The 13,094-nt window shown below is 70.1% G+C and carries 13 protein-coding genes; 8 read left to right on the top strand and 5 right to left on the bottom strand.

The window, feature by feature from the left end:
- Positions 1-4: 4 nt before the first annotated feature.
- Positions 5-907: an alpha/beta hydrolase gene (locus tag O7616_RS14300; RefSeq protein ID WP_282307233.1), complete on the bottom strand. Its 903-nt coding sequence runs from the start codon at positions 905-907 to the stop codon at positions 5-7.
- Positions 908-1,106: 199 nt separating this feature from the next.
- Here O7616_RS14300 and O7616_RS14295 point away from each other — a divergent pair, with 199 nt between their 5' ends.
- The 5 genes from O7616_RS14295 to O7616_RS14275 all read left to right on the top strand — a co-directional run bounded on the left by O7616_RS14295 (position 1,107) and on the right by O7616_RS14275 (position 5,554).
- On the top strand, positions 1,107-1,928 hold the full coding sequence (locus O7616_RS14295) for a PIG-L family deacetylase (RefSeq protein ID WP_282261379.1): 822 nt from the start codon (positions 1,107-1,109) through the stop codon (positions 1,926-1,928).
- A 384-nt stretch (positions 1,929-2,312) separates the two neighbouring features.
- The gene (locus O7616_RS14290) at positions 2,313-3,506 is read left to right on the top strand and encodes an endo-1,4-beta-xylanase (protein ID WP_282307232.1); all 1,194 of its coding nucleotides are present in this window, start codon (positions 2,313-2,315) and stop codon (positions 3,504-3,506) included.
- 226 nt (positions 3,507-3,732) lie between these two features.
- Positions 3,733-4,074: a metalloregulator ArsR/SmtB family transcription factor gene (locus O7616_RS14285; protein ID WP_088990648.1), complete on the top strand. Its 342-nt coding sequence runs from the start codon at positions 3,733-3,735 to the stop codon at positions 4,072-4,074.
- A 152-nt stretch (positions 4,075-4,226) separates the two neighbouring features.
- Positions 4,227-4,985, top strand: coding sequence for a hypothetical protein (locus O7616_RS14280; protein ID WP_282307231.1), 759 nt, complete (start codon positions 4,227-4,229; stop codon positions 4,983-4,985).
- A gap of 155 nt (positions 4,986-5,140) precedes the next feature.
- Entirely contained in the window at positions 5,141-5,554 is a 414-nt protein-coding gene (locus tag O7616_RS14275; protein ID WP_282307230.1) for a DUF6223 family protein, read from the top strand.
- Between the two features lie 7 nt (positions 5,555-5,561).
- On the opposite strand, the gene O7616_RS14270 is transcribed toward O7616_RS14275, so the two are convergent.
- The 4 genes from O7616_RS14270 to O7616_RS14255 form a co-directional block, all read right to left on the bottom strand.
- Positions 5,562-6,224: a response regulator transcription factor gene (locus O7616_RS14270; RefSeq protein ID WP_282261386.1), complete on the bottom strand. Its 663-nt coding sequence runs from the start codon at positions 6,222-6,224 to the stop codon at positions 5,562-5,564.
- Positions 6,221-7,366 (bottom strand): sensor histidine kinase, encoded by a 1,146-nt coding sequence (locus O7616_RS14265; protein ID WP_282307228.1) that lies wholly within the window; start codon positions 7,364-7,366, stop codon positions 6,221-6,223. Before O7616_RS14265 ends, O7616_RS14270 begins: the two co-directional genes overlap by 4 nt.
- Positions 7,367-7,459: 93 nt before the next feature.
- Positions 7,460-9,415, bottom strand: coding sequence for an ABC transporter ATP-binding protein (locus O7616_RS14260; protein WP_282307227.1), 1,956 nt, complete (start codon positions 9,413-9,415; stop codon positions 7,460-7,462).
- Between the two features lie 136 nt (positions 9,416-9,551).
- Positions 9,552-10,043 (bottom strand): MarR family transcriptional regulator, encoded by a 492-nt coding sequence (locus tag O7616_RS14255; RefSeq protein WP_282307226.1) that lies wholly within the window; start codon positions 10,041-10,043, stop codon positions 9,552-9,554.
- Positions 10,044-10,154: 111 nt separating this feature from the next.
- Between O7616_RS14255 and O7616_RS14250 the strand changes: the two genes are divergently transcribed.
- From O7616_RS14250 to O7616_RS14240, 3 genes are read left to right on the top strand one after another with little or no spacing between them, the layout of a single operon-like run.
- A complete protein-coding gene (locus O7616_RS14250) occupies positions 10,155-11,204 on the top strand; it encodes an LLM class flavin-dependent oxidoreductase (RefSeq protein WP_282307225.1) in 1,050 nt (349 codons plus the stop codon).
- Positions 11,197-12,225, top strand: a complete 1,029-nt coding sequence (locus O7616_RS14245; protein WP_282307224.1) for an LLM class flavin-dependent oxidoreductase — start codon at positions 11,197-11,199, stop codon at positions 12,223-12,225. The genes O7616_RS14250 and O7616_RS14245 overlap by 8 nt, the downstream gene beginning before the upstream one ends.
- 27 nt (positions 12,226-12,252) lie before the next feature.
- Entirely contained in the window at positions 12,253-12,948 is a 696-nt protein-coding gene (locus O7616_RS14240) for an NADPH-dependent F420 reductase (protein ID WP_282307223.1), read from the top strand.
- The last annotated feature ends 146 nt before the right edge of the window (positions 12,949-13,094 follow it).

Below are 13,094 nucleotides of genomic sequence, written 5' to 3'. Positions count from 1 at the left end.
TCCGTCAGACCTCCAGCACCGCGTCCGCGAACGCCTGCGGCGCCTCCTGCGGCAGGTTGTGCCCGACACCGCCGCCGATGGTCCGGTGCTCGTAGCGCCCGGTGAACTGCTTGGCGTAGATGTTGGGCTCCACGTGTGGCGCGCCGTTGGCGTCCCCCTCCAGGGAGATGCTGGGTACGGTGATCTTCGGCTGCGCGGCCAGGCGCTTCTCCACCTCGTCGTACTGTGGCTCGCCGTCGGCGAGGGCGAGCCGCCACCGGTAGTTGTGGATCACGATGTCGACGTGGTCGGGGTTGTCGAACGCCGTCGCGCTGCGGTCGAACGTCGCGTCGTCGAACGTCCACTGTGGCGACGCGGTGTGCCAGATCAGTTTGTTGAAGTCGCGTCGGTTCTTCTCGTAGCCCTCCCGGCCACGCTCGGTGGCGAAGTAGTACTGGTACCACCACGCCAGCTCCGCCTTCGGCGGCAACGGGGCCTTGCCCGATTCCTGGCCGGCGATCAGGTAACCGCTCACCGAGACGAGCCCCTGGCACCGCTCCGGCCACAACGCGGCCACCACGTCCGCCGTACGCGCGCCCCAGTCGAACCCGGCCAGCTTCGCGCTGTCGATCCGCAGGGCGTCCATGAGCGCGATGAGGTCGAGCCCCATGGCCGCCGGTTCGCCGTTGCGCATCGCGTCGGCGGAGACGAACCTGGTGGAGCCGTGGCCCCGCAGGTACGGCACGACGACCCGGTAACCGGCGGCGGTGAGCAGCGGTACGACGTCGACGAAACTGTGGATGTCGTACGGCCAGCCGTGCAGCAGGATCGCGGCGGGGCCGTCGGGCGGCCCGGCGTCCACGTACCCCACGTTCAGGACCCCGGCATCGATCTGCCGCACGTCGGTGAACGATCCCGCACCGGCCACCGTCATCGACCTCTTTTCCGCGTCCCGACCTGTTGTGACCCGCTGGTCCTGCTGACTGTAGGAGCCGGTACGGCACCGGACGGCGGATCGCCCAAGCTCCGCCGGGCCGATGCCGAGCTGAGTACGATGCGGTCGCGCTTCCCGGGCGAGGTCCGCTGGGTCCCGGCGGGCCGTCGGAGCCGGACCGTAGGGTGATGGCATGGCTGAACGACCTCTGACCCTGATGGCGGTGCACGCCCACCCCGACGACGAGGCGTCGAGCACCGGTGGCGTGCTGGCCCGCTATGCCGACGAGGGGATCACGACGGTGCTCGTGACCTGCACCGACGGGCGGTGCGGCGACGGCCCGGGCGGGGTCAAGCCGGGCGACCCGGGGCACGACCCGGCCGCTGTCGTGGCGATGCGCCGGGCCGAGCTGGAGGCGAGCTGCGCGGTGTTGAAGGTCAGCCACCTGGAGACGCTCGGTTACGCCGACTCGGGGATGATGGGCTGGTCGACGAACGACCAGCCCGGCGCGTTCTGGACGACGCCGGTGGCGGAGGCGGCGGGCCGACTGGCCGAGCTGATTCGGCGATACCAACCAGATGTGATCGTCACGTACGACGAGAACGGTTTCTACGGCCACCCGGACCACATCCAGGCACACCGGATCACCATGGCGGCCGTCGAGCTGACCGACAGCCCCGCGAAGGTCTACTGGACCACCGTGCCGCGCACGGCGTTCGAGCAGTTCGGCCGGGTCATGCGGGATCTCGGCGTCGACTGGGCGGAGCCGGACGAGTCGGTGCCGCCGCTCGGCCTGCCGGACGACGAGATCACCACCTGGGTCGACGCCAACAGCTACGGCGGGCAGAAGTTCGACGCGCTGGCCGCGCACGCCAGTCAGACCGAGAACATCTTCTTCCTGCAACTGGGCCGCGACCGGTTCACCGAGCTGATGGGCGTGGAGACCTTCCTGCGGGTCCGTGACCGCACGGGCGCGCCGATCCCCGAGGACGACCTCTTCGCCGGTCTGCGCTGACCGCGCGGGCCGGCTTCCGTAGCGACGCCAGGCGTGTCGGCCACCGGCCGGCACGCCTACGGGCGCTGGTCGATCAGGTGAGCGACGGTATCGGACGGACCGGTGACGCGCCGAAAGCAGCAGGCCATCGACCTCCGGAAGTTTCGCGGCGCCGCTGAGCCTGCCTGCGCAGGTCATATGACGAATTTCCGGAAGTTTTCAGCGTTGACGCCCGGACATCGACGGCCTTAACGTTTCGAGCAGGTTTCGGTCACCGGCCGGAACTACCGGCCGCCGAGCAGGAACATGGCCGCTTCACCCCGAACCAGCTCCCCCATCCGCCAAGACCGGACCCGCACCTTCTTGATCGACAGTTGTCGATCAAGGGTCTGGAAAGGAAGGCACATGAAGCTGAGACAGTGGACCACCGTCGGAGTGGTCGCCGTCGCGACCGTCGCGGCGTTGAACACCGTGCCGGCCACCGCGAGCCGGCCGTACGACCCGACGGCGCAGAGCCTCGGCGCTCTCGGCCTCCGCCACGGCCTGCACGTCGGCACCGCGGTGAACATGGATGCCCTCAACGACGCCGGCGACCCGCAGTACCGCGCGCTGGCCTCCTCCGAGTTCGCCTCGGTCACCGCCGAGAACGTGATGAAGTGGGAGGTCCTGGAGCCCACCCGCGGCACCTACGACTGGGCGGCGGCCGACCAGTTCGTGGAGTTCGCCAAGCGCAACCGGCAGAGCGTGCGCGGTCACGTGCTGGTCTGGCACAACCAGCTGCCCGCCTGGCTGACCAGCGGCGTCGCCGACGGCTCGATCAGCAAGCAGGAGCTACGCGAGCTGCTGCGCAAACACATCACCACCGTGGTCAACCGCTACAAGGGCAAGATCTGGCAGTGGGACGTGGTCAACGAGGCCGTCAGCGACCCGTGGGACACCCCGTCGACCCTGCACTACAAGGGCTTCTGGGCGCAGAACCTCGGGCCCGGCTACATCGCCGACTCGTTCCGCTGGGCGCGGGCGGCCGACCCCAAGGCCCTGCTGTTCTACAACGACTACAACATCGAAGCCTTCGGCTCCGGCAACCCGGCGGACGACAAGACGCAGTTCGTCTACGACATGACCAAGAGCCTGCGCGCCCAGGGCGTCCCGATCGACGGCGTCGGCGCCCAGGGGCACCTGGGCACGCAGTACGGCAACTTCGACACCCTCCAGGTGACGGCCGCGTTGAAGAAGTTCAGCGGGCTCGGCGTCGCCACCGCGTTCACCGAGGTCGACGTCCGCAGCCAGATGACGGAAGCCGTCCGGGCCGGCAACTCGGAGGAGATCAACCCCCGGTTGCAGGCGTCGGCCGCCAACTTCAGCGTGCTGATGAAGGCATGCCTCGCCGTGCGGAGCTGCCTGTCGTACACGGTCTGGGGTTTCAGTGACAAGTACTCCTGGGTGCCGGACTGGTTCAACGACCCGCCGGAGGGCCTGGCCACCATCTACGACGAGAACTACCAGCCCAAGCGGGCGTACAACGAGTTGAAGTCCGACCTGATCTTTGCTGGGCCGCCGTACGTGCTGCCTCGGATCGCACCCAAGCCGCGCCGCTGACCCGACGGCCCGGCTGATCCGACGACGCGTACGTCGGCGTAGGGACCGTGTGGGGCGCGGCGGAGCCCCACACGGTCCCTACGTGACCACGGACGTCGGTCTTCGACTCACGATCGGCTGTCCCGTTCAGCCATCCGGACGCCATCGGGGTACTGGTGTCGGTTTCTACCGGTTTATTGATGGTGTTGGTGTCACTATGGCAAGCGTGGGAACTGCGAAAACTGCCATGCCTGCCATCTCGCCGCTCACCGGCGACCCAATCAAGCGGGCCGATGCCGAGCGACTCGCCGGGGTGCTGAAGGCATTCGCCGATCCGGCGCGACTGCGGCTGCTCAGCCTGATCCAGTCGGCACCGGACGGTGAGGCCTCCGTCAGCGACCTCACCGGGGCGCTCAACCTCTCCCAGCCGACAGTGAGCCATCACCTTCGGATCCTGACCGAGGCCGGCCTGTTGGAGCGCGACAAGCGCGGGGTCTGGGCGTATTACCGCCTGGTGCCCTCCGCCATCGCCCAGATCGCCGACCTGCTGACGCCGCCCCGGAAGCGGGCGACGAAGAAGGCTCGCTGACCGGGCGCTGCCTCGTCACATCCGGTCGAGGGTGCGGATGCCGAGCACCGCCGAGATTCGCTCACCATCGGGGATGGTGGTGTCTCTCGCGGCCTGTGGTCGTTTCGGCCGACTCGTCGCAGGGAACTGCCGGGGACAACCGAGGGAGGATCATGAGCCGACACCGACCGATGCCGACCGCCCGTACGCGCCGCGTCCTCGCGTTGCTTCCGCTGGTGGGAGGGGTCGCACTAGCCGCCTGCACGTCCACCGAGGACACACCGGATTCGACTCCCTCGATGGCGGCGCCGACTGTCGCCTCGACATCAGCGACCCCGACCGGCGCGCCGACGCCGAGCGCCGGCACTCCGACGACCATCCCGACGTCGGCCTTCGTCGAGTTGCCGACCGAGTTGCGGAAGTCCCCCCGGCGGGGGACGGACGTGGCGGAGGCCCTACCGAAGCTGTGCGGCAACGAGTTCGGCACCGGAGGTCGGCAGGTCACCGCGAGCGCCGCGATGACCAACACCTACCAGAAGGCCGGCGCTCCGGCCAGCAACGTGCCGCAGGGCATGATCCACCAGGTCATCTTCACCTTCGATGGCGAGGGCGCCTCGGCGTACCTGACCCGTCTGCGGACCGCCGTCCAGGCGTGCCCGTCCTACGAGCAGTCCGGAAACCCGATCACCGTCAAAAGTGAGCCCCTGCCCGGCGTCGGCGACGAGGCGCTGCTGCTGACGCGCAACTGGAAAGGGACAATGCACGGCGAGAGCACCGGCGGGAACTCGTCCAGCCAGATCGCCGTGGCCCGGGTCGACGACGTGGTGACGGTCTTCGACGACCAGGGGTGGGAGGGCACCAGCGGCAACCCCACCATCATGGACCGGGTCGTCCGCGACGGTGTGAAGACCATCGACACCTGGCGGGGGTGACCCCGCCCGGTCGAGGACAACCCCGGCGGTACGGCGGTGTGCACGCGTACCTCCCCGGTGGTAGGGCCATCGGCATCTCCGGCATGACGACTGACACGCACTCCCGTTCATACGCTGCTGCGTGTCAACCGTCCTGCCGCGCAAGGGGAAACGTGATGTCCGTTCACCATCTGCTCGCCGCCGCCGTGACCGCACCGCTCGACTCGGCCGCGCACCTCTCCGCCCAGCCCGACGCCGCCACTGCTCTCACCATGAGTTCCGGGCGGCTCGGTGCCACCGTGGCGGTTCTGCTGGGGTTGGTAGGCACTGTCGTCGGCGGACTGGCCCTGGCCCGTCCAACCAGTCGCGTCGGCACCGGTTCCGGGCGACTCGGAGGTGTGCTGGCGCTGGCGACCGGCCTGGCCGGTCTGGTGCTCGGAGCGCTGGTGGTGGCCACCTCCGACGGCGGTGTCGGCACCGGCAACGGGCGAGGCGGCGCCTTCGTGGCGCTGGTGGTCGGGCTGGGCGGCGTGGTCCTCGGCGGGCTCGCCCTGGCCCGTTCCCGCCGCACCGGCCGGCTGAGCGTGTGAGGCCGGGTCAGGAACGGGCCAGCCAGGCGGGGACGGTCAGCCCGGACTCGTAGGCGAGGATCACCAACTGGGCCCGGTCCCGCACCTGCGACTTCGTCATGATCCGGCTGACGTGGGTCTTGGCGGTGGCCGGGCTCAGCACCAACCGCGCGGCGATCTCGTCGTTGGACAGGCCCGCGGCGACCAGGGCGAGCACCTCACGTTCCCGCTCGGTGAGCACGCTCAGTCGTGGTCCGGGGTCCGGGTGTGTCGCCCGGGTGGCGAACTCGGCGATCAGTCGGCGGGTGATCGACGGCGCGATCAGCGCGTCACCCCGGGCGACCACCCGGACCCCGTGGATCAGCTCCGCCGGTTCGGTGTCCTTCACGAGGAAACCGCTCGCACCGGCCCGCAACGCACCGTAGACGTATTCGTCCAGGTCGAACGTGGTCAGGATGATCACGCGGGCGTCGGAAGCCGCGACGATCCTCCCGGTGGCGGCGAGGCCGTCCAGCACCGGCATCCGAATGTCCATGAGGACGACGTCCGGGCGCAACTGCGCGGCGAGCCGCACCGCCTCGGACCCGTCGGCGGCCTCGCCGACCACCTCGATGCCGTCCTCGCCGTCGAGGATGGAACGGAAGCCCGCGCGTACCAGGGTCTGGTCGTCGACGATCAGCAGTCGGATCATGCCGGCTCCACCGTCGGCGTCGGGCTGGGCCGCAGCGGCAGGCGGGCGCGGACCAGGAATCCACCGTCCGGCCGCGTACCCGTCGTCAGTGAACCGCCCAGCGCACGGGCCCGCTCCTGCATGCCGAGGATTCCGCTGCCCGGCGCGCCCGGTGCGCCGGTGCCGTCGTCCTCCACCTCGATCAGCACGTCGTCGGAGTCGGAGCGGACCCGGACCACCGCGCTGGCGGCCCTCGCGTGCCGGGTCACGTTGGTCAGCGCCTCCTGGACGATCCGGTACGCCGCCAGGTCGACCTCCGGCGGCAGCGAACCGATCTCCGCTAACTCGGCTCGGATGTCCACCTCGGAACGCCCGGCCGTCGTGATCAGATCGTCGAGGCGGTGCAGGCCCGGCGCGGGCACGACCGACGCCTCACCCTCCTGCCGCAGGGTGCCCAGCGTCGCCCGCAACTCACGCAGCGTCTCCTTGCTGGCCTCCTTGATCGCGGTGAGCGCCTGCTCGGAGCGGGTGGGGTCCGGCCGGTGCAGCGCGGCACTGGCCTGCACGTTGATCAACGACAGGTGGTGACCGAGGATGTCGTGCAGTTCGCGGGCGATGCGCAGTCGCTCCTCGGTGGCGCGTCGCCGCGCCTCCTCCTCCGTCCGCTGCTGGGCAGCGGCCGCCCGGGCCTGCGCCTCCGCGAGGTAGGCCCGACGGTTACGGGTCACGCCGACGATGACCGCGACGAGCCAACCGGCGTGCAGCAGCGTCGCCCCGTTCATGGTGTCCGGGGATCGGTTGTAGCTGTCCGCGACGGCGAAGGCGATCACCGAGGCGAGGCCGAGCCCGACGGCGACCCGGAGGTGGCCCTGGTCGACCACGGTGTAGAGCGCCACGACGAACACCAACATGATCGGGCCCGGCTTGTGCAGCAACACCCCGTACGCGCCGACGGCGGCGAGCGCCACGACACCGACCGGCACCGGATGACGGCGGCGGACGGACAGCGCGGCCGAGGAGAGCATTACCACCGGCAGTGCCGCCCACTCGGCGGCGGTGTCGATGCCGCGCGACTGCACCACCAGACCGACGAGGGCGACCAGACCGACGGCGAGCACCAGGGCGACGTCCGCCGACCGACCACGCCACCGCGACCCCGACATGGACCGCAGCCTAACCCTCCCCACCGTCGATGGTGAACGGCCGAACCGCCGCGTGCCGTCGATGGAGCGGCCGGTCCGTCCCGGCGTTGGTGATCAGCCCGAGGTCGAGGACGGCCGGGGTTCGTCGACCGGGCTGGTGTCGTAGCCGGCGGCCTGGAGGGCGAACAGTTCGGCGTACCGGCCGCCGGTGGCGACCAGGGCGTCGTGGGTGCCGGCCTCGACCAGCCGACCGTGGTGGAGGACGAAGATCCGGTCGGCGTGGCGGACGTTCGCGAGTCGGTGCGTGATGAGGATCGTCGTGGCTCGTCCTCTCCGGTCGCGAATGGCCTGGAACAGGGCGTCCTCCGCGCGGGGGTCGAGCGCTGAGGACGGTTCGTCCATGATCAGCAGTTCGGCGTCGCGCAGGAAACCCCGGGCGGCGGTGATCCGCTGCCACTGCCCACCGGAGAGGTCCTGGCCCCGCGCGAAGGTGCGGTCGAGCAGTGTCTCGTACCCGTGGGGTAGTTCGTTGATCATGTGGTGGGCCACCGCGCGGGCGGCGGCGGCCTCGATGCGCTCCTGCCGGGCCTCGGTCTCGACGTCGCCGATGGCGATGTTGGTGGCGGCGGTGAACGGCCACTTGTGGTATTCCTGCGTCACCACGGCGATCCGGGCGCGCAGCCCGCCGACGTCCCACTCCGACAACGGTCGGCCGTTCCACTCGACGGCACCCTCGCTGGGGGCGCGGAGCCCGGCGATCATCGCGGCGAGGGTCGTCTTGCCCGAGCCGTTCTCCCCGACGAACGCGACGGTCTGCCCAGCGGTGATCGACAACGTGACGTCGTCCACGGCCGGGGTGTCCCGGTCGGGGTAGCGAAGGCTCACCCCCCGGACGCTCAGCTCCCGCAACCGCTCGGTGTCGGCACCGGGCCGGGTGGTGCTCGGCAGGTACGCGGCAGCCCGCGCCATGAAGCCCGTGTAGTCGCCGAAGTGCTGCCCCTCGGTGTAGACGTGGTCGACCTGGAAGGTCGCGATGGCCAGGGACCGCTGGGCGGACTGCACCGCGATGACGCAGGTCGCCGCGGCGGCGAGGGGGATCTGCCCGTCCAGGAGCAGCAACCCGAGCAGGACGTACACGGTGCCCGTGGCGAGACCGCCGATGATCGCCCCGACGGTGGTGGTCGTGGTGACCCGGCGGGCGAGGGCGAGTTGGATGTCGGTCTCCACCCGCATCACCCGGTCGTACTGGTCGAGCAGGAAACCGCGCAGCCCGTACGAGCGCAGCTCCGGGGCCGAGGCGCGTTCGGCCATCAACTTGTGCAGCAACCACAGTCGGCGACGGCGCACCGAACCGGCGGTGTACGTCCGATACCGCAGGTGCCCGGACCGCAGCGACGCCCAGGCGTTGGGCACCGTGGCGACGATGAGCGCCACCAGCAGCAACGGGTGGATGATGACGACGGCGGCCGCCACGGCCAGGAGCCCGGCCAACCCGGCGAGCAGGTTCATCGACGCCTGCACCAGCCCGATCGTCGACTCGGTCCCCCGGGAGGCCCGTTCCATGTCGTCGGCGAACGCGTCGGCGTCGAACGCCTCCAGCCGGACCGCCGTCGACACCTCGAACAGGCCCCGCTCCACCTCGCGGCTCACCCGGGGCGTCAGCCCGTTCTGCGCGTACCCGGTGGCGATGCCCATGCCGGCGCGGAGCGCGACGGTCGCCGCCAACACCGCCAGGGCGGGCAGCGCGGCCCGCACCTTGTCGGCGGTCGGCCCGCCGGCGAACAGCTCCACCAGCACCCGCTGCGTGGCCAACAGGCCGAAGGCAGCCATCACCCCCGCGCCGACCGTCGCGGCGGCCACCACGCCGGTACGGAGTCGGTCCGCGCGCCAACTGATGCCCAGGGCTGTCCAGACGAGCCGGGGCAGTTCCGCGAACACGGCGAAGACCCCGGCCTCCGCCCGCGCCCGAACCCCGGTCTCCCACCACATCTCGCGTAACTCCGGCAGCACCGACTCCGCCCGCTGCTTCGGTGGAATCGGTCGGGTCCCTGCGGTGGCGGTCTCGATCATGGGCGTACCTCCCGAGCGGCGCAGCCGTCCCCAGTCCGCCGGTCGGCGGCCGGAGTGGCGGGTTCCTGGAGGATTGGACCACCCTGCTGTCGCTCTAGGCAATCAACTGATCACCACAAGTCACGATGACCCTTGGTCACCCCTTGTCGAGGGCGTCGAGATTCCTCTTCAGCGCTGCCGCGATCTCGCCCGCCGCGACGATCTGCTCCGGCGTGAGGGCGTCGACGAACAGCTCGCGGATGGCGCGTAGGTGCGGAAAGGTGGCCCCTCCGAACGCCTCGGCGCCGGCCTTGGTGAGCAGCACCTCCGCCCCGCGGGGCACTGTCGGGCACTCCTGGCGGCGGATGAGACCGCGCCGCTCCATCCGCCCCAGGTGGTGGGACAGGCGGCTGCGCTCCCAGCCGATGTGTGCGGCGAGTTCGGACGACCGCATCGACTGCCCCTCCGCCTCGCTGAGAGCGAGGAGCACGGCGTAGTCCCCGGTCGAGAGCGAGGAGTCGCCCTGGAGACGGGATTCGAGTCGGGAGCTCAGCGCCGCCGTCGTCTCGATGAAGTCCCGCCAGATCCGCAACTCTTCCGCGGTCGGGAGTTGGCGTCCGCCCCGCCGGCCGGGTGTGGTGTCCGTCATCTCGATCTCCCGGGAATTGACGCGTCAATCGCCAAGTTAGCATCATTGACACGTCAACCGGTAGGTCCGCTTCCGTGGGTCACCGGCTGCGAGAGCACCGAGGAGGAGACGATGGCAGCTGCAGACTTCGAGCTGGGGCTCAACTCGTTCGGCGAGGTGGCCACCGACGGCGACCGCGTCCTGAGCGACGCCGAGACCGTACGGCTGCTCGTGACCGAGGCACGACTCGCCGAGTCGGTCGGACTCGACGTATTCAGCCTGGGTGAGCACTACCGGGAGGGTCACAACGACTCCGCGACACCGGTGTTGCTCGCGGCAGCGGCGACGGCGACCGAGCGGATTCGCCTCGGCACGTCGGTCACGGTGCTCAGCACGAACGACCCGGTACGCCTGTACCACGAGTTCGCGACGCTGGACGCGGTCTCGAACGGCCGCGCCCAGATGGTCCTCGGGCGTGCCTCGGCGACCGAGTCGTTCCCGCTGTTCGGTTACGACCTGGCCGACTACGAGCGGCTGTTCGAGGAGAAGCTGGATCTGTTCCTGCGACTGCAGCGGGACGAACCGGTCACCTGGTCCGGGACCGTGCGGAGTGCCCTGGTCGAGCAGCGCCTGCACCCCCGGATGCAACCCGGCGGCATCCCGACCTGGATCGGCGTCGGGGGAAGCCCGAACTCGGTGATCCGCGCCGCACGCCACGGACTCCCGCTCATGCTCGCGATCATCGGCGGGCGACCCCAGCGGTTCGCCGGTCACGTGGACCTCTACGCCAAGGCGCTCGAACAGTTCGGGCATACCCCGCAGCCAATCGGGCAGCACTCTCTCGGCCTTGTCGCCGACACCGACGAGGAGGCGGTGGAGACGTGGTGGCGGTACTGGCAGCCGGTCGTGGCGGCGCTCGCGAAGGAACGTGGCTTCTACAAACCGGACCGCGCACGCTACGAGGCGGAAATCGACCACGGGGCGCTCTTCGTCGGATCGCCCGAAACGGTGGCGCAGAAGATCGCCGGAGTCGCCCGCGACCTGAGGCTGAGCCGCTTCGACCTGAAGTACGACATCATGCACCTCCCCCGCGACGCACGCGCGCGCACCATCGAACTGCTCGGCAGCGAGGTCGCGCCGCGGGTCCGCGAGTTGTTGGCAAAGGAGCCCACCAATGTCTGACCTTCTGTTCGGCCTCGACACGTTCGGCGACGTACCGCAGGACGACTCCGGCAAGCTCGTCTCCCACGCCGCGGCGATCCGGCAGGTCGTCGACGAGGCGGTGCTCGCCGACCAACTCGGCGTCGACGTCATCGCCCTGGGTGAGCACCACCGGCCGGAGTACTCGGTGTCGACGCCGGAGACGGTGCTGGCCGGCATCGCCACCCGTACCTCCCGGATCCGGCTGGCCTCCGGCGTGACAGTGCTCAGCTCGGACGACCCGGTAAGGGTGTTCCAGCGCTTCGCCACCGTCGACGCGCTGTCGAACGGTCGGGCCGAGGTCATCCTCGGTCGCGGCTCGTTCACCGAGTCGTTCCCCCTCTTCGGGTACGACCTGCGCGACTACGACACGCTGTTCGAGGAGAAGATCGAACTGTTCGTGAAGTTGCTGGACGAGAAGCCGGTCACCTGGAGCGGCACCCTGCGGGCGCCACTGGAGAACGCCGACGTCTTCCCGAAGACCGAGTCGGGTCACCTGAGCACCTGGGTCGGCGTCGGCGGCTCACCGCAGTCGGTCGTCCGCACCGCCCAGTACGGCCTTCCGCTCATGCTCGCCATCATCGGTGGCGCTCCCGAGCGGTTCGCGCCCTACATCGACCTGTACCGCCGCGCGGCCGACCAGCTCGGCACGACCGCGCACCCGGTCGGGATGCACTCGCCCGGCTTCATCGCCGACACCGACGAGGAGGCCAAGGAGATCTACTGGCCGCACTACCGGGTCATGCGGGACCGGATTGGCAGACTGCGGGGCTGGCCGCCGATCCGCCGCCAGGAGTTCGACTCCGAGGTGGAGAACGGTTCCCTCTACATCGGATCCCCGGAAACGGTGGCCCGCCGGATGGCCCAGGCGATCCGCAGCCTCGGCGTCGGCCGGTTCGATCTCATCTACTCGGCCGGAGCGCAACCGGCGAGCGCCCGGATGCGCGCCGTGGAGCTGTACGGCTCCAAGGTGATCCCCATGGTCCGCGACATCCTGGCCTGATCGACCCGTCAGCACCGAGAGGACGACATGAACGACAACGACCGGCCCACGACCCTCGGCATCCTCGGGGCCGGCAAGGTGGGAACGGTGCTGGCCCGCCTCGCCGTCGCCGCCGGCTACCGGGTGTTGGTGGCCGGCTCCGGCGACCCGGCGAAGATCGCGCTCACCGTCGAGGTCCTCGCCCCGGGGGCGGAGACCACCACGGCCCTCGACGCGGCGGCACGCGCCGACGTCGTCATCCTCGCCCTGCCACTGGGCAAGTACCGCAGCGTCCCCGCCGACGCGCTGCGCGGCAAGCTCGTCGTCGACGCCATGAACTACTGGTGGGAGATCGACGGCATCCGCGACGACCTCACCGACCCGCGTACCTCGTCGAGTGAGACCGTCCAGGCGTTCCTGCCCGACTCACGTGTCGTCAAGGCGTTCAACCACATGGGCTACCACGACCTCGAGGACGAGGCGCGGCCGGCGGGAACGACCGACCGCAAGGCCATCGTGGTCGCCGGTGACGACACCACCGACGTCAGGGCTGTCGCGTCCCTGGTGGACGCACTCGGTTTCGATCCGGTCGTCGCCGGCCCGCTGGCCGAGGGGGTACGCCTCGAACCGGGCAGCGAGTTGTTCGGCGCGAACGTGAGCGCCGACGACGCGCGAGCCATGCTCGACCGCTTCCCCGAGTCGGAACGTGGACGAATCATCGCCGCCGCCCGAGAGCAGTCCTAGCCGTCCGGCCGGGCGCCCCGCGCGCCGCACGCCCACGCGCCGCGCGCCCACGCGCCCAAGATCCGCGCAACATCAGGGGGGTAGTTCCATCCTGAGTTGGCTGGTCAGGGGGTCTTGACGGTTGGTGGTGGTGGGTGGGAGGTCCA

Origin of the sequence: Micromonospora sp. WMMD964 (genome assembly GCF_029581455.1) — a bacterium.
GTDB lineage: Bacteria > Actinomycetota > Actinomycetes > Mycobacteriales > Micromonosporaceae > Micromonospora.
This window is presented reverse-complemented; position numbering and strand designations above follow the sequence as displayed.